The following is a 22,028-nucleotide window of genomic DNA, read 5'->3' on the forward strand; positions in this document are numbered from 1 at the left end:
CGACATGCCAGCAACCCGGTTGATCGCGGCAGCATGCGTGGTGGGCGCCTGGCTGCTTCTGTGCGTCTGGGCCCGCCGCCGCGCCAAGCGCCATCAGGCGCAGCAGGAGCAGGCCTTGCAGGCCCTGCAGGCGCCCGTCCCTGAAGACACCTTGCTGGTCGCCTATGCCACGCAGACCGGCTATGCCGAATCGCTGGCGGCGCAGACCGCCGAATCCCTGCGCGCGGGCGGCCTCGCCGTGCGCGTGGCCTCGCTGGAACAGTTGGATGCCAAGCGTCTTGCGGCGTATCGCCGCATGCTGTTCGTGGTCAGCACCTATGGCGAAGGCGATCCGCCCGATGCCGCCGCGGCCTTCGCCGAACAGATGCAGCAGACGGCCCCGGCGCTGGCCGGCGCGCATTACGCGGTGCTGGCGCTGGGCGACAGCGAATACGCCCAGTTCTGCGGCTTCGGCCATCGCCTGGACGACTGGCTGCACGCGCAGGGCGCGACGCCGCTGTTCGACCTGGTGGAAGTCGACAACGGCGACCCCGCCGCCCTGCGCCATTGGCAACACCACCTGGGCCTGCTGGCCGGACGCAGCGACCTGCCCGACTGGCAGGCGCCGGTGTACGAATCCTGGCGCCTGGCCGCGCGCGAGCAGCTCAATCCACATAGCCAGGGCGGCCCCTGCTACCTGCTGACGCTGACGCCGCCAGCCGATGGCGTGCGCGGCTGGCAGGCCGGCGACATCGCCGAGATCGGCCCGCGGCGCGAAGCCGGCGGCCCCTTGCTCGCGCATCGCGAATACTCGATCGCATCGCTGCCGGAAGACGGTTCGATCCAGTTGCTGGTGCGCCAGATGCGCGGCGCCGATGGCGCGCTGGGCCTGGGCAGCGGCTGGCTCACCCACATCGCCCAGCCCGGCGACGCGATCGACCTGCGCGTGCGCGTCAACCGCAATTTCCACGCCCCTGCCGACGACCGTCCGCTGCTGCTGGTGGGCAACGGCACCGGCCTGGCCGGCCTGCGCGCGCTGATCAAGGCGCGCCGCGCCGCGGGCCGCCGTCGCAACTGGCTGGTGTTCGGCGAACGCAATGCGGCGCATGACTGGTTCTGCCGGGAAGAGATCGACGCGTGGCGCGCCGACGGCACGCTGGAACGCGTGGACGCGGTGTTCTCGCGCGACCAGGCCGACCGCCGCTACGTGCAGCACCATCTGCGCGATGAGGCCCAGGCCGTGCGCGCCTGGGCCGATGCCGGCGCCGCGATCTACGTCTGCGGCAGCCTGCAAGGCATGGCCGGCGGCGTGGACGCCGCCCTGCAGGACATACTGGGCGCCGCGCGCCTGCAGGCCATGCAGCGCGACGGCCGCTACCGCCGCGACGTGTACTGAGCTGCGTTTACTGCAGCTTGATATCGGCCTTCTCGATCACTGTCTTCCAGCGGTCGCGCTCGGCGCGGATCTGCTGGCCGAACTCGGCCGGAGTATTGCCCAGCGGGAACGCGCCCGTCTCTTCCATCTTGGCCGCGGTCGCCGGATCGCGCACGGCGCGGGCGAAGGCGTCGGCCAGCTTGTCGCGCACGTCGTCAGGCATGCCGGCAGGTCCCACCACGCCGTACCAGGCCGTCACGTCGTAATCCTTGTAGCCCTGCTCCGCGAACGTCGGCACGTCCGGCAGACGCGGGTTGCGCTGGGCGCCGGTGATGGCCAGGGCGCGCAGGTGATTGCTCTTCAGATAGGGCAGCGACGACGGGAAATTGTCGAAGATCACCGGCACCACGCCGCCCACCGTATCGGTCAGCGCGGGCGCCGAACCGCGATAGGAAATGCTGTTCATCTTGCCGCCGATGATCTGCAGGAACCAGATCATGCCCAGGTCGTTCACGCCGCCCGCGCCGGCATTGGCATAGCCGTCCTTGCTGGGATTGGCGCGCACGTGCTCGACGAACTCGGCCAGCGTCTTGGCTGGAAACTGCGGATTCACGCTGAGGATGTTGGGGCTGGTGACCAGGTTGCTGACGGGCGTGAAATCCTTCACCGGATCGTAAGCCAGCTTGGGGAACAGGTGCGGCGCGGTGCCGTGCGTGCTGACGGTGGCCAGGCCCACGGTGTAGCCGTCCGGCTTGGCCCGTGCGGTGGCGGTCATGCCTATGGTGCCGGACGCGCCCGTGCGGTTCTCCACGACGATCTGCTGGCCCAGGATCTCGCCCGCCTTGGCGGCCGCAAGCCGGCCCACGATATCGGTCGGGCCGCCCGCAGGGAACGGCACGATCAGCGTGATGGGATGGTCGGGAAAAGCCGCGTGGGCGGCGGGCAGCATGGCGGCCAGCGCCAGGGCTACGCAAGTCTTGCGCATCATGGGTATGTCTCCTGTACGGATGGTTGGAATTCTTATGTGGCCGCGCCGGCGGCGGCTTGCGCCATTGCTTCACGGCGCAGGATCTTGCCGGGGCGGGCCATCCCGGGGCGGGCCATGCCGGCTTCGGCCGGGAAGACCTGCTGGCCGTTGACCAGCACGTGCTCCACGCCCGCGGAAGCCAGCGTCGGCGCCTCCCAGGTGGCGCGGTCCTCGACCGTGTCGGCGTCGAACACGACGATGTCGGCCCAGGCGCCCTCGCTCAGCTGGCCGCGCCCGGCCAGGCCGAACACGCGGGCCGGCAGGGAAGTCATCTTGGCGACCGCAGTCTCCAGCGTCATCAGCTCGGCCTCGCGCACGTATCGGCCCAGCACGCGCGTAAAGCTGCCCCACAGCCGGGGATGCGGATGCGCGTCGTTGGGCAGGCCGTCCGAGCCCACCATGCAGCATTCGTGCTGGAAGATGCGCTGGACCTCGGCCTCGTCCATGGCGAAGTAGATCGCGCCCGCGGGACACAGCCGCTGCGCCGCGGTGGTCTTGTCGCAGCCCCAGCGCGCCGCAATGTCGCTGAGAAACTGGCCGCCGCATTCGGGATGGGGCGTGGACCAGGTGATGCGTATGTCCTCGATGGTCTCGGCGCGCTCTGGAATCAGGATGGTGGAGCTGCCGGGGTACGGGTAGATGTCCAGCGCCACCTCGACGCCCTCGCCACGCGCGCGGTCGATGTTGGCCAGCGTGGCGCGGCTCTTGCCCCAGTTCTGCGGCATCATGCATTTGTGGTGCGACAGCACGGTGGCGCAACCCGTGTTACGACCAACCGAGAGCACCTCGTCGACGGCCGCCTCGACCTCGTCGCCTTCGTTGCGGATATGGCTGGTATGCATGGCGCCGCGCGCCGCCGCCACCCGCGCAAACCCCTCCAGTTCAGCGGGACGCGCCGCGCCGCCAGGCTGGTAGGCCAGGCCCGTGCTGAAGCCCACCGCGCCCGCGGCCAGGGCTTCGTCCAGCATGCGCTGCATGCTGTCCTGCTCTTCGGCCGTAGGCTGGGCCGCGGGGTCGCGCATGGCGGCCAGTCGCAGGTTGGCGTGCCCCACCAGGGCCGCCACATTGATCATGGGTTGCTGCGCGCGCAACTCGCCGAAATAGGCCTGCATGTCGGCGAACAGCGGCGTCTCCCCCAGCAGGGCCAGCGCCGCGGCCGTATTGCCCGGCAAGGGCGCCGGGGCGCCGCTCACGCCGCAATTGCCCACCACCACCGAGGTGATGCCCTGGGTGGTCTTCCATTCCAGGCCGGGCCGCTCCACGAACATCAGGTCGTCGTGGCCATGCACATCGATGAAGCCGGGGGCCACGATCTTGCCGCGCGCGTCCACCCGGCGCGTGGCAGTCCTGCCCGACAGGTCGCCGATGGCGGCGATGCGCTCGCCCGCCACGCCCACGTCGGCGCGCCGACGTGGGCCGCCCAGGCCGTCGATGACCCAGCCGCCTTCAATGATCAGATCCAGAGGTTCCTGCCGCATGGTGCTCCCGCCTTGAGGGTGTCGCCGGCGGATACGCCAGGCCAGCGGACGCCGAAATGGTCTAGTATCGTCGGCCCGATCAATCTGGGAAAATTGTTTTTATTGATCCATCTATCGCTATTTGAAATGAATCGTCTGCCCAAGCACGTCACCCTGAAGCACCTGACCGCCTTCGTCGCGGTGGCCCAGGAATCCAGCTTCACGCACGCGGCCAAGCGCCTCTTCCAGACGCAGTCGTCGGTGACCAGCCTGGTGCGGCAGCTGGAAGACGCGCTCGCCACGCAACTGTTCGCGCGCACCAGCCGGCGCGTGCTGCTGACGGCGGCCGGCGAGGAATTCCTGCCGCGCGTCATGCGGCTGCTGGCGGATTTCGATGGGGTGATAGACGACGTGCAGCGCTATGGCGCGCTGGAGCGCGGTCGGGTCGGGGTGGCGGCAGCGCCGTCTGCCATCACGCAGATCATCGCGCCCGCCGCCGCGGCGTTTTCCGCCCGCTACCCGGCGGTGCGCCTGTATCTCAGCGACGACAACTCCGGCCGCATCCAGCGCAAGGTCGCCACGCGCGAGGTCGACTTCGGCCTGACCAGCCGCTGGGCCGACGCGCCCGGCCTGCAGTTCGACGCCCTGCTGGAAGATCGTTTCGGCGTGTTGTACCGGGAAGACGACGCCAGCCTGCGCCCCGCGCGCGACGGCACGATGCGCTGGTCGGACCTGGCCGGCCGCAAACTGGTGGGGGTGGTGGACGAGACCGGCATCATGGCGCTGTTGCGCGCCCGCGCCGACCTGCCGATAGAAGCCGGCGCGCCATTCTACGAAGCGTCCAGCACCACCTCGCAGGCGGCGCTGGTCCAGGCCGGCCTGGGCGTGGCGCTACTGCCTGCGCTGGCCGCGCAGCGGGTAATGGAGCCGGGACTGGCCTACGCACTGCTGGCGCGACCCACGGTCGTGCGCACGGTCTGCATCATCCGGCACAAGGAATACCCCTTGAGCCCCGCCGCGCAGGCGCTGATTCGCGCCATCCACGACTACCTGCGCAGCGCGCCGCTGCCGGCCGGCTGCAAGCGCATGCCAGCCAAGGCTTTGAAAGCCTGAAAGACAGGCTCGGCGCGATCAGGCTCCGCGCAGCTTCTCATCCAGCGCCGCCAGCCCCGCCGCGAACACGTTGCGGCCCACGGCGTTGGCCACGTCGCTCAGCTCCGCGCCCTCGACGCGGAAATCCGCCCACCACTCCACCAGCGTGTGGCCGCCCTCGGTGACGGCATGCAGGGACACGCCGGCGATGTAGTCGCGCATGGGCAGGTCGGTCTCGATGATGGAGTAGCGCAGCGCCGTGCCCGGATCGTCCAGCATCAGCAACTGCTCGCGGACGAAACCGGAAGGCTTGAGCGACAGGTGCCGCACGCTGCCTACGGCGTCATGGCGGCCGCCCTCTTCCAGGCGGCTTTCGGCGATGCCGGGATGCCAGGCGGCCAGGCCGTTGAAGTCGCGGAAACTGGCCCAGACTTTCTGAAGCGGCGCGTGGATGATGGCGCTGACGTGTACGGTATGCGGCATGCGGACTCCTGCGGGCGCGCGGCCCAGGGATGGAGAAAACGTCGGAAGCGACGGAATCAGAACGTCAGGCTCTTGAATTCGCGCGTTGCCGCGGTCAGTGCCTGTTCAGTGGGCAGCCGCTCCATCGAGCTGGCGCCATAGAAGCCATGGCAATGCTTGCACGCGCGCAGCACGTAGGCCGCGTCTTCGGGCGTGGCGATGGGACCGCCGTGGCACAGCACGATGATATCCGGGCGCACCGCCAGCGCGGCAGCGGCGATGCGGTCGATGGCCGCCACGCAACCGTCCAGCGTCTGCGCGGTCTCGGCGCCGATCGAGCCGCCGGTCGTCAGGCCCATATGGGCCACGATGATGTCGGCGCCGGCCTTCGTCATGGCGACGGCGTCGTCCTCGTTGAACACGTAGGGCGTGGTCAGCATGCCCTTCTTGTGGGCCAGGCGGATCATGTCCACTTCCAGCGCGTAGCCCATGCCGGTCTCTTCCAGGTTGGCGCGGAAGGTGCCGTCGATGAGGCCCACGGTGGGAAAGTTCTGCACGCCGGCAAAGCCCTGGCGCTTGAGGTCGTCCAGGAACACGTCGAAATCGCAGAACGGATCGGTGCCATTGACGCCGGCCAGCACCGGCGTCTTCTTCACCACCGGCAGGACTTCGCGCCCCATGTCCACCACGATCTCGTTGGCGTTGCCATAAGCCAGAAGCCCCGCCAGCGACCCGCGCCCCGCCATGCGGTAGCGGCCCGAGTTATAGATCACGATCAGGTCGATGCCGCCCGCTTCCTCGCACTTGGCCGACAAGCCGGTGCCCGCGCCGCCGCCGACGATGGGCGTGCGCGAGCGCACCATGGCGCGATACTTGTCCAGGAGTTCGTTGCGGTCAAAGCGCGGCATGGCGGCGGTCCTCAGTGTGTAGCGATTTCAAGAAATTGGTCGACCGCGGTCTGGGCGAAGAGCGGGTCGTTGATATGGCACGGCACGCGCACCAGGCGGCGGTCGGCGGTCTGCACCAGATTCGCCTCCAGCGCCGCGTACAGCGCGGCGTCGGCTTCCGGATCCCAGAACGCCTGTCCCGGCGCGTCCAGCGCAGAGACGCCGCCCTCCGGGATCAGGAAGCGCACCGGGCCCTGGCATTGATTCAGCCTGGCGGCGATCCATTCGCCCTGGCGGGTGTTTTCTTCCACGGTGGTGCGCATCAGCGTCACCTGCGGATTGTGCGGATAGAACTTGCGGCCGCGGTAGCGTTCCGGAACGGTGTCCATGGCGCCGAAATTCACCATGTCCAGCGCGCCGCAGGAGCCCACGTAAGGCAGCCCGGTGCGGGCCACTGCGCCGAAGCGGTCTTCGGTGCAGGCCAGCACGCCGCCAAACAGGAAGTCGCAGACTTCGGTGGTGGTCAGGTCCAGCACGCCGCCCAGCAGATGGCTGTCCAGCAGCTTTTCCATCGACTGCCCGCCCGTGCCGGTGGCATGGAACACCAGGCAGTCGTAGCGGGACTCCAGCAGCGGCGTCACCTGCTGCACGCAGGCGGTGGTGACGCCGAACATGGTGATGCCCACGGCGGGCCGGCCGTCATCGGCCGTGGCGCTCGCCGCCTGTTTGAAGGCGCCGCCGATCGCGCCGGCGGCATTGGCCAGCACCCGGCGGGAAATGCGGTTCAGGCCCGCGACGTCGGTCACGGAATACATCATGGCAATGTCCGAGGGCCCGACATAGGGCGCGACATTGCCCGAGGCCATCGTCGACACCATCAGCTTGGGCGTGCCGATCGGCAGCGCGCGCATGGCGGGCGTGATCAGCGCGGTGCCGCCCGAGCCGCCCAGGCCCAGCAGCGCGCCTATCCCGGCGTTGCCGGCCGCGTAGCGTTCGAACGCCAGCGCCATGGCCGCGATGGCCGTGCCACGGTCGCCGGTGAAGACCGCGCCGGCGCCGCCCGGATGGCTGGCGGCCACCTCGCTGGCCTGCACCTGTGCCGCGCTGGCGGCGCCGGAAGTGGACACGTCCACCGACACCGGATCCAGTCCGTCCCGGCGCAGCAGGTCCATCACGTACTCAGCCTCTTGGCCCTTGGTGTCATAGGTGGCGGCCACGTAGACCCGCCGATTCGTATGCGTCATGACTCCTCCGCGGGCGGCTACACTCGGTGCGCGCCTCGATATGTGAGGCCGCGAGGCCTGTAGAATCTAGAAATGAGACGAAAGAATCATACTGAGACACCTGTCTCACGTCAAACTCCCGCCCCCTCCGCGGCCGGCACGGCGCGCCTGATCGCGCCGGCCAGTCCGCAAGCCGCCGCCAGCGGCGAACCGCCGCACGGGCCGCGCGCGCGCATGCGCAAGATCCTGCTGGATGCGGCGCAGCGGCTGATGGCCCAGGGCATCACGCCGTCGGTGGCCGAACTGGCCGAACACGCGCAGGTATCGCGCGCCACCGCCTATCGCTACTTTCCCAGCCAGAGCGCGCTGATCGCAGCCGTGGTGGACGAGAGCCTCGGGCCCATCCTGGCCTGGGACTCTGCCGCGCCCGACGCCGCCGACCGCATCGACGAACTGCTGCGCTTCGCCTACCCCCGGCTGGCAGCGCACGAAGCGCCGCTGCGCGCCGCCATCATGGTGTCGCTGCAGCAGCACGCCGAAGCCAGCGCCGGACGCGCCGCAACCGAACCGCGGCTGGTGCGCGGCCATCGCGTCGACATCCTCAGGCGCGCCATCGCGCCGCTGGCGCCCGAGCTGACCCCGGCCCAGCTGGACCGCGTGGCCCAGGCCTTGTCGCTGGTCTATGGGACGGAGGTGTTCCTGGTGTTGAAGGACATCTGGAAACTGGAGCTGGCCGAACTCACGGACGTAGCGCGCTGGACCGCCCGCGCCATCATCGCGCAGGCGCGCGCAGAGGCGAAGGCCGCCAAAGCCTGAACGGCTTCAATCGCGCCGGTTCATCCCGGCGGAGATGGCCCGCGCCGTGCGGCACAGCGGCTCCAGGCACTGCTCCACCATCTGCTCGGCCGTGCGTACGCCCTGGATCCACACGATGTTGACGCAGCCGTAGAGCCGCCCCGGCGCGGCCAGGATAGGCAGGGCGATGGCCTCCAGCCTGTCGTTCTGGTCCTTGCGGGTCTTGTCGTAGTCGCCGCCAAAGCGCTGCTCGCGCAGGCCGTAGCCTTGGCGGCGTGTCTGCTCCAGCATTTTCTCCACGGCGGCGCAATCGTGGGCCAGCGCGTCGCCCTCGCGGCGGCTGCGGCGCAGCGCGGCCAGGATCGAATCGCGCTCTTTGTCGGCGCAGAACGCCAGATACGCGCGCCCCACTGCGGAGCGCAGCATGTTGATCTGGAAGCCGATGTTGTCGCGGCGGATGGTGAAGTACGACTGGCTGCGGTTGGTTTCGCGCACGATCATGGCGGTGCCGCGGCGCACCGTCAGGTCCGACGGCCACAGCACCTGCGCCTGCAGCCGGTCCAGCTCCGGCGCCGCGCACTGGCCCAGCAGATCCAGCACGCGCGCGCGCCGGCTAGGCTCGTTGAGCGAGCTGGCGGGGCAAAAATAGTCGTCCGCGATCCGCCGCCAGATCAGTCCGCGCAGTTGCAGCGTCGCCAGGATGCGCAGCAGCGTGGCCTTGGCGTAGCCGGTGCGCACATGCAGCTCCTGCAGGCTTGCGCCCTGCGTGGCGCGCACCTCGTCCAGCACGATCAGGCCGCGCTCCAGCGCGTCTATAGTCTTTACCTTCGGCGTCCAACGGCTCATTGCGCCCCCTCTTTCAGCACAACTGGAAATTTCACTCAGTGAAACTCTAGCAAAACCTGCTTGAGCCGCCCACCCCCCGCGAAATATCGTGGCGTCTAACGCAAGCCGCGGTGGCTGGCGGAACGGGAAGAGAGGCGGGAATGAGCGGACAGGCTGTACGCAATGTGCTCTGGATCATGTGCGACCAACTGCGCTGGGACTACCTGTCCTGCTATGGGCACCCGCGCCTGCGCACCCCCAATATCGATCGTCTGGCCGCCGAAGGCATGCGTTTCGACAATGCCTTCGTGCAGGGCCCGGTCTGCGGGCCGTCGCGCATGTCCTATTACACCGGCCGCTATGTCACCAGCCACGGTGCGGTGTGGAACTTCGTCCCCATGCCTGTCAGCGAAATGACGCTGGGCGACTACCTGCGCCCCCTGGGCGTGCGCGTGGCGGTGGCGGGCAAGACCCACGTGGAGGCCGACAGGTCCGGCATGCGGCGCCTGGGCATAGATCCGGCAAGCGCCAGCGGCCTGCTGGCCGCGCAAGGCGGCTTCGAGCCCTACGACCGCGACGACGGCATCTGGCCGCCGGGCTTCAGCGACGAATCGCACCACTACACGCAATACCTGCGCAAGCAAGGCTACGACGGCGCCAATCCCTGGCACGACCACGCCAACTCGGCGCTGGGCGCCAACGGCGAGATCCTGTCCGGCTGGAACATGCGCTATGCCGGCCTGCCGGCGCGCGTCGCGCAAGCCGACTCCGAAACGCCCTACATGACGCGGCGCGCGATCGAATTCATGGAGCAAAGCGGCGAGCAGCCCTGGGTGCTGCATCTGTCCTACATCAAGCCGCACTGGCCCTATGTCGCACCCGCGCCGTACCACGCCATGTACTCGGCCGACGACATGCAACCCGCCAAACGCGCGGCGCGCGAACTCGAAAACGCGCATCCCGTGCTGCAGGGCTTTCGCCAGGCCGAGGTCAGCAGGAACTTTTCCTGCGACCAGGTGCGCGAGACCGTGATACCCACCTACATGGGCCTCATCAAGCAGGTCGACGACCAATTGGGCGTGCTATTCGACTACCTGCGGCGCAGCGGCCGCGACCAGGACACCATGGTCATCTTCTGCAGCGACCATGGCGACTACCTGGGCGACCACTACCTGGGCGAGAAGGAACTGTTTCACGATTGCGTGGCCAAGGTGCCGCTGATCGTGCGCCTGCCCGGCGACGGCGCGCGCCGCGGCGCGGTGGAATCGCGGCTGGTGGAAGCGATCGACCTGGTGCCCACCATCCTGGACGCGCTGGGCGCCGAGATCCCCGACCACATCCTCGAAGGCCGTTCCCTGCTGCCGCTGCTGCGCGGCGAGGAACCCTCCGACTGGCGCCGCGCCGTGTTCTCGGAAAACAACTACGCGTTCCGCGACTTCGTGCGCGAACCGCTGGGCCGTCCCGCCGACGGCTGCCACACCATCATGGTGCGCGACCACGATTGGAAGTACGTCCATTTCGAAGGCCTGCGTCCGCAGCTGTTCGATTTGCGCGCCGACCCGGACGAGTACGACGACCTGGGCGCGGATCCCGCGCACGCGTCCGTGCGGGAACGCTACCAGGCCATGCTGTTCGACTGGCTGCGCAACCGCAGGATCCACCCCACCGTCAGCCACGCCGCCATGACGGGATGGACACGCAAGGAGGACTCGGTCGGCATCCATATCGGCAGGTGGTAGCGCAGCGCGCCCGGACCAGGGCGCCTGAAAAAATAAACTCAGGAGACAGCATGAAATCGCAATTACTTGCGCTGGCAGCCTGTATGGCCGCCAGCACGGCGTCGCACGTCCAGGCGCAGGAGGAGTGGCCCACGCGCGCCATCCGCATCGTGGTCGCCTTCCCCGCGGGATCGCCGGGCGACACCGCCGCGCGCATCGTGGCCGACGCCGTGGGGCAGTCGCTCAAGCAGCCGGTCATCGTCGAGAACCGCCCCGGCGCGGGCGGCAACATCGGCGCCGAAGCGGTGGTCCGTGCGCCTGCCGACGGCTACACCTTCCTCGAAGCGCCCGACACCGTCGTCACCATCAACCCCGCCATCTACCGCAAGCTGAATTTCAAGGCCGACGACCTGACGCCGGTGGTCGCGCTGGCGAACTTCAACCAGATGCTGGTGTGCTCGGCCGCCTCGGGCCTGCGCACGCTGGCGCAGCTGGACGCGCAAGCCAAGAAGACGCCCGGCGCCCTCAGCTATGCCTCCGGCGGCCAGGGCGTGCCTGGCCATCTGGCGATGGAGCTCTATCTGTCGGGCGCCGGCCTGGACATCCTGCATGTCCCCTACAAGGGGCCGTCGCCCGCCACGCAGGACGTGCTGGCCGGCCAGGTGCCCTGCGGTTATCTGGCCTCGCCGGTGGTCGCGCCCTACGTTGCGGCCGGCAAGCTCTACGGGCTGGCGGTGTCGGGCAGCGCGCGCTCGGTCCAGGCGCCGGACGTGCCGACCATGCAGCAGGCCGGCGTGGCCGGCTACGACGCCACCTTCCGCGAAATGCTGTTCGCGCCCAAAGGCACGCCGGCCGCCATCGTGCAACGCATGAATACGGAGGTGGCGCGCGCCCTGGCGCTTCCGGAGGTGAAGCAGAAGCTGCAAGGCAACGACCTCGATCCGCAGCCCGAATCGCCCGACGCCACTGCGCTGCGCTTGCGCGAGGACGCCGCCAAATGGACCGGCGTCATCCGCAAGATCAATCTCAAGGTGGACTGAGACGCCCGCCCCTTTCCCCCGTCCGCGCCCTTTCCGCCGCGCGGGCAGCAGTACCCGACACAGGAGGCACCATGAACACCGCAACACCGACCACCGTCTTCGGCTCGCTCAAGGATTACCGCAAGGGCTCGATCGAGATCACGCAAGGCTCGCCGCGCCATTACGTCTTTTCCAACATTTTCGAGGTGGCCGCGAACTCGGCGCCCTACGAAAAGGTCGTCGTCGGCAAGAACCTGGAATACGTCATCGAAACGCTGCGCGCCGAAGGCGTATCGCCTTGGTACGCCTGCAGCCACGACGAGTTCGCGATCCTGATGGACGGCCAGGCCCAGGTCGAATTCCTGGCGCTGGACCAGCCGCCCCCCGCCGCTGACGGCACGGTGCTGGCGGGGACGGCACCCGCCGGCAAGCCCATGGGCCGCGTGCTGCTGGGCCGCGGACACCAATGCCTATTGCCCGCCGGCTGCGCCTACCGCTTCACCGCACCGTATCCGGGCGTGCTGCTGATCCAGACCCGCGCCGGCGAATTGTCCGTCGAGAAGTGGGCGGACATCTGCCTGCAGTAAGCCGCCCCCCTTTTTCCTTTTCTGGAGTACCGATATGGCCATGCTGGACACCCCCGCTCCCGCCTCTTCCTTCGCCGCCGGCAAAGTCGTGGCTGGGCCCGCCGACGCCGTCACCGGCTACAAGCGCTTCGATCTCGGCGCGTTCACCTTCACCCGTGACGAATACTTCGTCAAGGTGCACTGGCCTTCCAAGGGCCAGACGCGCACCCACGCCATCGCGGCCGACGCTTTCCTGCGCGCGCTGATGCGCGACGTGGCCTGGGGCTTCTTCTACGGCTGGGTCAACTTCGACCACGTGTTCGGCACGCGCAACCACTACGGCAAGGTGGACGTCTACGCCGGCTCGTTCAACGGCGTCATGAAGGCCGCGGGCGTGGACTACACGGAAACCTTCGACACGCCGCTCATCATGGCCACCTTCAAGGCCATGCTGCACGACTGGACCAACGAAGGCTTCGATCCGTTCGCCGCGCCCGAGGAAACCGGCTCCGCCTTCGGCCGCAAGCACGGCGACAACATCGCCGCCATCGAGCGTTCGCGCATCGCCACGCGCCGCATGCCCGGCCTGCCGGAAGACTCGCCGCTGCGCGACGACCTGCCGGTCAACCGCGCCTTCGCCGACGTGACCCAGGATGAGCCGCAGATCCAGGCCGAACCGGGCTACGAGGGTGCGCTGCACGCGTTCAGCCTGTTCAAGTACCTGTCGCGCTCGGACGTGACCTGGAACCCCTCTGTCACCTCCGTCTGCGGCGCCAGCCTGTTCTGCCCCACCACCGAGGAGTTCATCCTGCCGGTGTTCCATGGCAATGACCGCGTCGAATGGTTCCTGCAACTGTCCGACGAAATCGTCTGGGACATCGGCGACAAGGACACCGGCGCGCCACGCGCCCGCGTCACCATGCGCGCAGGAGACATCTGCGCCATGCCCGCCGACATCCGCCATCAGGGTTATTCGACCAAGCGCTCGATGCTGCTGGTCTGGGAGAACGCCACCCCCGATCTGCCCCAGCGCTACGAAAGCGGCGAACTCGCGCCCTACCCCGTCGAGTTCTGAATCCGCCTCCTTCCACCCATCACGTATCCAGAGCCATGCAGAACAAACTCTTTATCGACGGCCGTTTCGTGGACGCAGCCGCCGGCGGCACGATAGACGTGCTCAACCCGCACGACGGAACCCTCATCACTGCCATCGCCGCGGCCGAAGCCGAAGACGTGGACCGCGCGGTCGCGGCCGCGCAACGCGCCTTTCCCGCCTGGTCGCGCATGGCGGCGGCCGAACGCGGGCGCCTGCTGCTCAAGCTGGCCGACCTGATCGAAGCCAACGCGGAAGAACTGGCGCAGCTGGAAACGCTGGACACCGGCCATCCGATACGCGACACGCGCGGCCTGGACGTGCCGCGCACCGCCGGCTGCTTCCGTTACTTCGGAGGCATGGCCGACAAACTGCAAGGCAGCGTCATTCCGGTGGAAGCGGGCTTCCTCAACTACGTGCAGCGCGCGCCCATCGGCGTGGTCGGCCAGATCGTGCCGTGGAACTTCCCGCTGATGTTCACCAGCTGGAAGCTGGGCCCGGCGCTGGCCGCTGGCAATACGGTGGTGCTCAAGCCGTCCGAACTCACCCCGCTGTCGACCCTGCGCATCGCAGAACTGATGGCCCAGGCGGGCTTTCCCGAAGGCGTGGTCAACATGGTCCCCGGCTACGGCCACACCGCAGGCCAACGCCTGGCCGAGCATCCCGGCGTGGGCAAGATCGCCTTCACGGGGTCGACTGCCACCGGCCGCCGCATCGTGCAGGCGTCCCAGGGCAACCTCAAGCGGGTACAGCTGGAACTCGGCGGCAAGGGCGCCAATATCGTGTTCGACGACGCCAACCTCGACGCCGCCATCAACGGCGCGGCCTGGGCCATCTTCCACAACCAGGGCCAGGCCTGCATCGCAGGTTCGCGCCTGATGCTGCACGACAAGATCGCCGATGCCTTTCTGGAGCGCTTCACGGCGCTGGCGAATTCCATCCGCCTGGGCGACCCGCGTTCGCCCGATACCGAAATGGGTCCGCTGACCTCGGCGCAGCATCGCGACAAGGTCCTGTCCTACGTGGGCATTGCCGCCGAACAGGGCGCGCGCCTGCTGGCCGGCGGCCAGGCGCCCGGCGGCGAACTGGCCCGCGGCTACTACGTCGCGCCCACCATCGTCGAAGCCCAGCCCCAGGACCGCGTCGCGCAGGAAGAAGTCTTCGGCCCTTTCGTCACCGTGCTGCGCTTTGGCAGCGACGAGGAAGCGCTGGCCATCGCCAACGCCACCGATTATGGCCTGGGCAGCGGCCTGTGGACGCGCGACCTGGCCCGCGCCCACAAAATGGCAGGCGCCATCCACGCCGGCATGTGCTGGATCAACTGCTACAAGCGGGTCAATCCCGGCAGTCCGTTCGGCGGCGTGGGCCAGTCCGGCTACGGACGCGAAATGGGCTTCGAGGCCATGCATGACTACACTGAGGCAAGGTCCGTGTGGGTCAATGTGGACGCCGCCGTGCCGCCGCATTTCAAGCGCTGAGGAGCCGCCATGAACCCTGCCATGCCGAACGCCGAAACCGCCCTGACCGACACGGTCGCCGCCGCCTTTGCCCAGACGCCGGATCCCAGGCTGCGTCAGCTGATGCAGTCCCTGGTGCGGCATCTGCACGCCTTCGTTGCCGACGTCGAGCCCACCGAGGCCGAATGGATGGCCGCGATCCGGTTCCTGACCGAGACCGGCCAGATCTGTGACGGCGCGGTGCGGCAGGAATTCATCCTGCTGTCCGACACGCTGGGCGTATCGATGCTGGTGGACGCCATCAACCACCGCAAGCCGGGCCAGGCCACCGAGAGCACGGTGTTCGGCCCCTTCTACATGGCCGGCATGCCCGAGCGCGCGGCGGGCGAGGACATGGCGCAGACGCCAGGCGAGCCCGCGCTGGTGCATGGTCATGTGCGCGACACCGAAGGCCGGCCGCTGGCCGGCGCCGTGCTCGACGTGTGGCAGACGGCCGCCAACGGCATGTATTCGGGCCAGGACCTGGACCAGCCGCAGGGCAATCTGCGCGGCCGCTACCGCAGCGGCGAAGACGGCAGTTTCGCGATCCGCACCATCCTGCCGGTGTCCTATCCGATCCCGGGCGACGGTCCCGTCGGCCGCATGATGGCGGCGACCGGCCGGCACATCTTCCGGCCGGCGCATCTGCACTTCATGATCGATGCGCCTGGGCACCAGCGGCTGGTAACCCATCTGTTCAACGCCGGCGATCCGTATCTCGCGTCGGACGCGGTGTTCGGCGTGAAGCCCTCGCTGGTGCTGCAATACCGCCCGCAAGCTGCGGATTCCGCGCTGGGCAAGCGCTACGGCTTCGGGTCGGACTTCCACGAGGGACGTTATGACTTCGTGCTGCCCCGCGCTTGAGCACGCCGCCGGGGCGGCGCTGTGCCGGGTCGAAGACATTCCGGATGGCGGCTCGCTGACGGCGGAGATGGGCGCGCAGCCGGTGGTCTTGCTGCGGCGGGGCCAGACGGTCTGGGGCTACGTCAACCGCTGCCCCCACTTCTCGGTGACGCTCAACGCGGCCGACGGCGCGGTCCTGACCTACGAAGCCCAGGTATTGATGTGCGCGCATCATTCGGCCCTGTTCCGCTTCGAGGACGGGCTGTGCATCGAAGGCCCCTGCCAGGGCGCGGCGCTCGATCCGCAACCGCTGCGCGTGGACGCGGGACGCGTCTACGCGGCCGATTCGAATCTGAAAATCGATTGAAAGGTTGACGCCGCCGACAACAGTTGTTACACACACAGACGCATTGCACTTGCCCTCAGAATCTCTCCATAAGAGGTGGTTTATGAACAAGCGTATTGTTGTCGTAGGCGGCGGCGTAGGCGGCACCATGCTCGCCAATCAGCTCGCCGGAAAGCTGTACCCCGAAATCAGCCGCGGTGAAGTCTCCATCACGCTGCTGTCGGACACGCCGGATCACTACTACAAACCGGCGTTCATGTACGTGGCCTTCAACCTCTTCTTCCAAGAGGAACTGAAACGGCCGGAACGTTCCCTGCTTCGCCCCGAGATCGAATTCCGCGTCGACAAGGTCACGCGGTTCCACTTCGACCGCCAAGAGGTCGCCACGCAGGGCGGCAAGCGCTACGGCTATGACTATCTGGTCATCGCCACCGGCTGCGTACCCTCGCCCGAACGCATCGAAGGCCTGAAGGAGGCCGGAGACCACTTCTACCAATACGCGCCCGCCAGGCAGTTGGCGGACCGCCTGTCGCGCATCGAGCGCGGGCGGGTATTCATCAGCGTCACCTTCCCCAAGACGCCCAACGTCCCGCACCAGTGCGGCATCGCGCCGATCGAAACCACGCTGATGCTGGACGACTACCTGCGGCGGCGCGGCGTGCGCGACAAGGTGGAGATCATCTACACCTACCCCACCACCTCGCAGCTGCTTCGCAATTGCCTGTTCCTGCAGCGGCCAACCTGCGAAGTGCTACCCGCCATCTTCGAGCAGAAGGGCATACAGTTTCAACGCGGCTTCACCTTGTCGCGGGTCGATCCCGACCGGCGCATCGCCTACTCGGAGGAAGGCGGCGAACAGCCCTTCGACATCCTCATGGCCACGCCGCCGATACGCGCGGTGGATGTCGTGCTGGAGTCCGGCGTGTCGCAAGCCGAAAACAACGAAGGCTGGCTGCCGACCGACCACGAGACGCTGCAGGTCTACGGGCTGCAGAATGTCTACGTCATCGGCGACACCGTCGACCTGCCGGTCAGCAAGGCGGGCGGCTCCTGCCATAACCAGGCGCCGGTCATCGCCAACAACATCGCCGGCGAGATCCGGCTGGGCCAACCGTGCAGCGCCTATGACGGCCGGGTGCAGGCGGTGGCCCAGATGGGGCTGAACGCCGGCATGCCGCTCTGGTACGACTACACCCATGACGTGCTGCCCACGCCGCCCACCAAACTCGGCGGCCTGCTGCGCCACGGGTTCAACCGCGGCCTGTACTGGGCCGTCGCAAGGGGAATGCTATGAACGCGCCGCACGAAGCAAGCGCCACGCAGGCCGCCGACGCGGCCGCTCCGTTCCTGGGCGGCGGGCCGGGCGCACGCGCGCTGGCCGACAGGCTGGGCCTGCTGGCCGAAGCGGGACGGCTGGACAATATCGCCGACCTGCTGTCGCTGGCGTCCGATCTGGTGGATCTGCTGGATCAGTCCATGGTGGAAAAGCTGGCGCTGCTGTCGGAACAGGCCAGCAGCGCCGCCTGGACCGCCGCCAATACGCTGCGCGATGCCCACACGCGCACATTGCAGGAAGCGCGTCCTCCGAGCCTGACCGGCCTCATCGGCCTGATGCGCGATGAGGACACCCGCCGCGGCATGGCCGTGGTGCTGCGGGCGCTGCAGACGCTGGGCAGGCAGATGGCGGCGCAACGCAAGGACTACGCCGACGCAAGCTGAAGACGCATGTAAAAACCCCCGGAAACTGGATGTCAGTCCAGCTTCCGGGGGTTGTTTTCATGCGCGGCCGGGATCTCGCCGCGCCGGACCCGTTTACTGCAAGGTCCGCGTAAAGACGAACTGCCCGTCCTGCCAGTCCACCGGCACCACGTCGCGCGGGCCGAAGCGGCCTTCCAGGATCAGGCGCGCCACCGGGTTTTCGATCTGCTGCTGGATCGCGCGCTTCAAGGGGCGCGCGCCGAACACCGGATCGAAGCCGGAGCGGGCCAGTTCCGCCAACGCGGGTTCGCTCACTTCGAGGCGCATCTCCTGCTTTTCCAGGCGCTCGCCCAGGCGGCGCAGCTGGATGCGGGCGATCGACTCGATGTGCTGCGCTTCCAGGCCATGGAACACGACCACTTCGTCGATACGGTTCAGGAATTCGGGGCGCAGGGTCTGCTTGAGCTCGTCCCACACCACTTCCTTGACCACTTCGTAAGGCTTGCCGGCCAGGCTCTGGATATGGTGCGAACCCAGGTTGGACGTCATCACGATCACCGTGTTGCGGAAGTCCACCGTGCGGCCCTGGCCGTCGGTCAGGCGGCCGTCGTCCAGCACCTGCAGCAACACGTTGAAGACGTCCGGATGGGCCTTTTCGACTTCATCCAGCAGCACCACGCTGTACGGCTTGCGGCGCACGGCTTCGGTCAGGTAGCCGCCTTCTTCGTAGCCCACGTATCCCGGCGGCGCGCCGATCAGGCGGGCCACCGAGTGCTTCTCCATGAATTCGCTCATGTCGATGCGGATCATGTGCTCTTCGGAATCGAACAGGAACTCGGCCAGCGCACGCGTCAGCTCGGTCTTGCCCACGCCCGTGGGGCCCAGGAACAGGAAGGAGCCGTAGGGGCGCGACGGGTCCGCCAGGCCGGCGCGCGAACGCCGGATGGCGTCGGACACCAGGCGTACGGCCTCGTCCTGGCCCACCACGCGCTTATGCAGGTATTCCTCCATGTGCAGCAGCTTCTCGCGTTCGCCCTGCATCATCTTGGACACCGGAATGCCGGTGGCGCGCGACACGACCTCGGCGATTTCCTCGGCGCCGACGCGGGTGCGCAACAGGCGCGGACGCCCTTCGCCGCCCTCGGCTTCCTCGGCCGCTTCCGCGGCGCCCACTTCGGCCGCCTTCAGGCGCGCTTCCAGGTCCGGCAGCTTGCCGTACTGCAGCTCGGCCAGCTTGTCGAACTGGCCCTTGCGCTGCAGTTCCGCCATTTCGGCGCGCACGCTGTCGATTTCTTCCTTGATGGCCTGCGTGCCCTGCACCGCCGCTTTCTCGGCCTTCCAGATTTCCTCGAAGTCGTTGTACTCGCGTTGCAGCTTTTCGAGTTCGTCCTCGATCACGCCCAGGCGGCGCTTGGAAGCGTCGTCGGATTCCTTCTTGACGGCTTCGCGCTCGATCTTGAGCTGGATGATGCGGCGGTCCAGCTTGTCCATCACTTCCGGCTTGGAATCGATTTCCATGCGGATGCGCGCGCCGGCCTCGTCGATCAGGTCGATGGCCTTGTCAGGCAGGAAGCGGTCGGTGATGTAGCGGTGCGAGAGCTCGGCCGCGGCCACGATGGCCGGGTCGGTGATCTCGACGCCGTGGTGGATTTCATAGCGCTCCTGCAGACCGCGCAGGATGGCGATGGTGGATTCCACGTCGGGCTCGTCGACCAGCACCTTCTGGAAGCGACGCTCCAGCGCCGCGTCCTTCTCGATGTACTTGCGGTATTCGTCCAGCGTGGTCGCGCCGATGCAGTGCAGCTCGCCGCGCGCCAGCGCGGGCTTGAGCATGTTGCCCGCGTCCATCGCGCCTTCGGCCTTGCCCGCGCCCACCATGGTGTGGAGTTCGTCGATGAAGACGATGTTGCTGCCGTCGTCCAGCGACAGCTCTTTCAGCACGGCCTTCAGGCGTTCTTCGAATTCGCCGCGGAACTTCGCGCCGGCCAGCAGCGCGGCCAGATCCAGCGACAGCACACGCTTGCCGCGCAGCGTTTCGGGAACTTCGTCATTGACGATGCGCTGCGCCAGGCCTTCGACGATGGCGGTCTTGCCCACGCCGGGTTCGCCGATCAGCACGGGGTTGTTCTTGGTGCGGCGCTGCAGGATCTGGATGGTGCGGCGGATTTCGTCGTCGCGGCCGATCACCGGGTCGAGCTTGCCTTGGCGGGCGCGCTCGGTCAGGTCCATGGTGTACTTGGACAGGGCTTCGCGGTTGGATTCGCCTTCCGCGCCGGAGACGTTCTCGCCGCCGCGCACGGCGTCGATCGCGGCCTCCAGGGCCTTTTTCTGCAGGCCCGCGTCGCGCAGGATGCGGCCGGCGTCGCCCTTGTCGTCCGCCAGCGCCAGCAGGAACAGTTCGCTGGCAATATAGGTGTCGCCACGGCGCGCGGCTTCCTTGTCGGTGCGGGTCAGCACCGCCTGCAGGTCGCGGCCGACCTGGACGTTGTCGTCGCCCTGCACCTGCGGCAGGGACTTCAGGGCGCTGTCGATGGCCGACTGCACCCGGTTGACGGCCACGCCGGCGCGCGCCAGCAGGCTGCCCGCGCCGCTGTCGGAATCCGACAGCAAGGCGGAGAGCACGTGGATGGGCTCGATGTAGGGATGGTCGTTGCGGGCGGCCAGACTCTGAGCGTCGGCCAGGGCTTGCTGGAACTTGGTAGTCAGTTTGTCGAATCGCATAATGGTCGTTTGGCTTGTTGGGGAGCCTGACCGATACGTGCCGGCTGGCTCGATATCCTGAATATGCGGCCAGATGCGAGAATTTCAACACCCTGCCCGCGCCATGGTTTTTTCGACGTGCAGCAACAACCTGACCTATGAGCATATACGTTTTTGTCTACGGCACCCTACGCGCGGGCGAAATCAATGACCTGGCTCAAGCCGCCGCCCGGCGCGGCCTGCCGGCGGCCCGCCATGTCGGTCCGGCCAGCGTGCCGGGCCGCCTGGTGGACTTCGGCGACTGGCCCGGCCTGATCCCGGTGGACGACGGCCGGCGCGTGCGCGGCGACGTTTTCCAGGTGGAGCCCGCCCTGGTGGCGCTGATGGACGAGATCGAGGAGTACGAATCCGGCAAGCCCTGCTGCTTCGTGCGGCGCGAGGTCGTGGCGCGCCTGGAACCGCCCGCGCAAGCCCCGGAACTGCGCTGCCAGTACTACCCGATAGACCCGGCCCTGCGCGGCGCGGCGGTCGATATAGCCGCCGACGACTGGGTCGCTTACCGCCTTGCGCGCCCCCTATCGGACGCCCCGTAAGACGCCCGTAGTAACAACGGACTACAATACAGCTTGTCTTAAGCTTTATACCCATGCCGGCATCCGTCCGCGCAATGGGCACTATAGAGGTCATCGTATGCAAAAACGGGTCCCCGTTGCCCCTGATGCCGCCCATTGCTCCACATGCATGCTGGGGCATGTATGCGTGCCCGTGGGCATGGCAGCCGCGGAAGTGGAAAAGCTGGACGAACTGGTCAGGGAACGCGTGCGCCTTGAAAAAGGCAAGCCGCTCTATTCGCTGAATCACCCGCTGGACGCGGTCTACAGCGTGCGCTTCGGCAGCCTCAAGACGCAGCTGGAAGACGCGACCGGCCAGATCCAGGTCACCGGCTTTCATCTGCCCGGCGAAATCGTCGGCATGGACGGCATGCTGGACGGCAAGCACGTCTCGACCGCCGTGGCGCTGGAAGATTCCGAGGTCTGCGTCATCCGCCTGGCCGACATCGACCGGGTCGCGGCCCACCTGCCCTCGCTGCAGCAGCAATTCCGCCGCCTGATGAGCCGCGAAATCAACCGCTCGCACCAGATGCTGGCATCGCTGGGCTCCATGCGCTCCGAGCAGCGCCTGGCCGCGTTCCTGCTGAACTTGTCGCAGCGCTACGCTTCGCTGGGCTATTCCTCCACCGAATTCGTGCTGCGCATGAGCCGCGAGGAAATCGGCAACTACCTCGGCCTGACCCTGGAAACGGTCAGCCGGCTGTTCTCGCGCTTTGCGCGCGACGGCCTCATCAAGATCAACCAGCGCGAGGTCCGCATCCTGGACCTGCCCGCGCTCAAGCAGTTGCTGGGCCAAGAGAGCTGCTGAATTTCCGC

General features: G+C 67.7%; 21 protein-coding genes. 14 read left to right on the forward strand and 7 right to left on the reverse strand.

The genetic code is table 11. The annotated features are described in order from the left end of the window. The first annotated feature begins 4 nt into the window (after positions 1-4). Positions 5-1,375 carry a sulfite reductase subunit alpha gene (locus tag HV793_RS18705; RefSeq protein WP_175213725.1) on the forward strand — a complete coding sequence of 457 codons (1,371 nt, stop codon included), beginning with the start codon at positions 5-7 and terminating at the stop codon, positions 1,373-1,375. A 7-nt stretch (positions 1,376-1,382) separates the two neighbouring features. On the opposite strand, the gene HV793_RS18710 is transcribed toward HV793_RS18705, so the two are convergent. Beyond that, complete coding sequence (locus HV793_RS18710) at positions 1,383-2,342, reverse strand: tripartite tricarboxylate transporter substrate binding protein BugE (RefSeq protein ID WP_175164170.1); 960 nt, start codon at positions 2,340-2,342, stop codon at positions 1,383-1,385. Positions 2,343-2,374: 32 nt separating this feature from the next. Next, entirely contained in the window at positions 2,375-3,859 is a 1,485-nt protein-coding gene (locus HV793_RS18715) for an N-acyl-D-amino-acid deacylase family protein (protein ID WP_175213726.1), read from the reverse strand. A gap of 126 nt (positions 3,860-3,985) precedes the next feature. Between HV793_RS18715 and HV793_RS18720 the strand changes: the two genes are divergently transcribed. Continuing rightward, entirely contained in the window at positions 3,986-4,951 is a 966-nt protein-coding gene (locus tag HV793_RS18720) for a LysR family transcriptional regulator (protein ID WP_175213727.1), read from the forward strand. An 18-nt stretch (positions 4,952-4,969) separates the two neighbouring features. Here the strand turns inward: HV793_RS18720 and HV793_RS18725 are convergent, their stop codons facing one another. From HV793_RS18725 to HV793_RS18735, 3 genes are read right to left on the reverse strand one after another with little or no spacing between them, the layout of a single operon-like run. Then, positions 4,970-5,413 (reverse strand): SRPBCC family protein, encoded by a 444-nt coding sequence (locus HV793_RS18725; RefSeq protein WP_054452474.1) that lies wholly within the window; start codon positions 5,411-5,413, stop codon positions 4,970-4,972. A 56-nt stretch (positions 5,414-5,469) separates the two neighbouring features. Beyond that, positions 5,470-6,300 (reverse strand): phosphoenolpyruvate hydrolase family protein, encoded by an 831-nt coding sequence (locus tag HV793_RS18730; protein ID WP_175164168.1) that lies wholly within the window; start codon positions 6,298-6,300, stop codon positions 5,470-5,472. Positions 6,301-6,311: 11 nt separating this feature from the next. Next, on the reverse strand, positions 6,312-7,523 hold the full coding sequence (locus HV793_RS18735; RefSeq protein ID WP_054452480.1) for a Tm-1-like ATP-binding domain-containing protein: 1,212 nt from the start codon (positions 7,521-7,523) through the stop codon (positions 6,312-6,314). Between the two features lie 147 nt (positions 7,524-7,670). Here HV793_RS18735 and HV793_RS18740 point away from each other — a divergent pair, with 147 nt between their 5' ends. Beyond that, positions 7,671-8,318: a TetR/AcrR family transcriptional regulator gene (locus tag HV793_RS18740; protein ID WP_054453648.1), complete on the forward strand. Its 648-nt coding sequence runs from the start codon at positions 7,671-7,673 to the stop codon at positions 8,316-8,318. A 6-nt stretch (positions 8,319-8,324) separates the two neighbouring features. Here the strand turns inward: HV793_RS18740 and HV793_RS18745 are convergent, their stop codons facing one another. Next, the gene (locus HV793_RS18745) at positions 8,325-9,143 is read right to left on the reverse strand and encodes an IclR family transcriptional regulator domain-containing protein (RefSeq protein ID WP_156337347.1); all 819 of its coding nucleotides are present in this window, start codon (positions 9,141-9,143) and stop codon (positions 8,325-8,327) included. Between the two features lie 140 nt (positions 9,144-9,283). On the opposite strand from HV793_RS18745, the gene HV793_RS18750 reads away from it, so the two are divergent. From HV793_RS18750 to HV793_RS18790, 9 genes are all read left to right on the forward strand, one after another. Then, positions 9,284-10,861, forward strand: coding sequence for an alkaline phosphatase family protein (locus tag HV793_RS18750; protein ID WP_175213728.1), 1,578 nt, complete (start codon positions 9,284-9,286; stop codon positions 10,859-10,861). A gap of 50 nt (positions 10,862-10,911) precedes the next feature. Continuing rightward, a complete protein-coding gene (locus HV793_RS18755; RefSeq protein ID WP_054452486.1) occupies positions 10,912-11,880 on the forward strand; it encodes a Bug family tripartite tricarboxylate transporter substrate binding protein in 969 nt (322 codons plus the stop codon). A gap of 71 nt (positions 11,881-11,951) precedes the next feature. After that, positions 11,952-12,446: a cupin domain-containing protein gene (locus HV793_RS18760; protein ID WP_119449283.1), complete on the forward strand. Its 495-nt coding sequence runs from the start codon at positions 11,952-11,954 to the stop codon at positions 12,444-12,446. A 34-nt stretch (positions 12,447-12,480) separates the two neighbouring features. Next, positions 12,481-13,500: a hydroxyquinol 1,2-dioxygenase gene (locus HV793_RS18765; protein WP_054452490.1), complete on the forward strand. Its 1,020-nt coding sequence runs from the start codon at positions 12,481-12,483 to the stop codon at positions 13,498-13,500. Positions 13,501-13,535: 35 nt separating this feature from the next. After that, positions 13,536-14,996, forward strand: a complete 1,461-nt coding sequence (locus tag HV793_RS18770) for an aldehyde dehydrogenase family protein (RefSeq protein WP_175213729.1) — start codon at positions 13,536-13,538, stop codon at positions 14,994-14,996. A 9-nt stretch (positions 14,997-15,005) separates the two neighbouring features. Continuing rightward, positions 15,006-15,878 carry an intradiol ring-cleavage dioxygenase gene (locus HV793_RS18775; RefSeq protein WP_175164162.1) on the forward strand — a complete coding sequence of 291 codons (873 nt, stop codon included), beginning with the start codon at positions 15,006-15,008 and terminating at the stop codon, positions 15,876-15,878. Continuing rightward, positions 15,853-16,224, forward strand: a complete 372-nt coding sequence (locus HV793_RS18780) for a Rieske (2Fe-2S) protein (RefSeq protein WP_054452499.1) — start codon at positions 15,853-15,855, stop codon at positions 16,222-16,224. Before HV793_RS18775 ends, HV793_RS18780 begins: the two co-directional genes overlap by 26 nt. 82 nt (positions 16,225-16,306) lie before the next feature. After that, positions 16,307-17,497: an NAD(P)/FAD-dependent oxidoreductase gene (locus tag HV793_RS18785; protein ID WP_119449280.1), complete on the forward strand. Its 1,191-nt coding sequence runs from the start codon at positions 16,307-16,309 to the stop codon at positions 17,495-17,497. Beyond that, positions 17,494-17,922: a DUF1641 domain-containing protein gene (locus HV793_RS18790; protein WP_175164159.1), complete on the forward strand. Its 429-nt coding sequence runs from the start codon at positions 17,494-17,496 to the stop codon at positions 17,920-17,922. The genes HV793_RS18785 and HV793_RS18790 overlap by 4 nt, the downstream gene beginning before the upstream one ends. Positions 17,923-18,015: 93 nt before the next feature. On the opposite strand, the gene clpB is transcribed toward HV793_RS18790, so the two are convergent. Next, positions 18,016-20,622 (reverse strand): ATP-dependent chaperone ClpB, encoded by a 2,607-nt coding sequence (gene clpB, locus HV793_RS18795; RefSeq protein WP_054452508.1) that lies wholly within the window; start codon positions 20,620-20,622, stop codon positions 18,016-18,018. Between the two features lie 137 nt (positions 20,623-20,759). On the opposite strand from clpB, the gene HV793_RS18800 reads away from it, so the two are divergent. Both HV793_RS18800 and HV793_RS18805 read left to right on the forward strand, forming a co-directional pair. Next, positions 20,760-21,194 (forward strand): gamma-glutamylcyclotransferase family protein, encoded by a 435-nt coding sequence (locus tag HV793_RS18800; RefSeq protein WP_054452511.1) that lies wholly within the window; start codon positions 20,760-20,762, stop codon positions 21,192-21,194. Between the two features lie 97 nt (positions 21,195-21,291). After that, complete coding sequence (locus HV793_RS18805) at positions 21,292-22,020, forward strand: helix-turn-helix domain-containing protein (protein WP_013394848.1); 729 nt, start codon at positions 21,292-21,294, stop codon at positions 22,018-22,020. The last annotated feature ends 8 nt before the right edge of the window (positions 22,021-22,028 follow it).

This window comes from Achromobacter aegrifaciens (assembly GCF_902859965.1).
GTDB classification, from domain to species: domain Bacteria; phylum Pseudomonadota; class Gammaproteobacteria; order Burkholderiales; family Burkholderiaceae_B; genus Achromobacter; species Achromobacter aegrifaciens.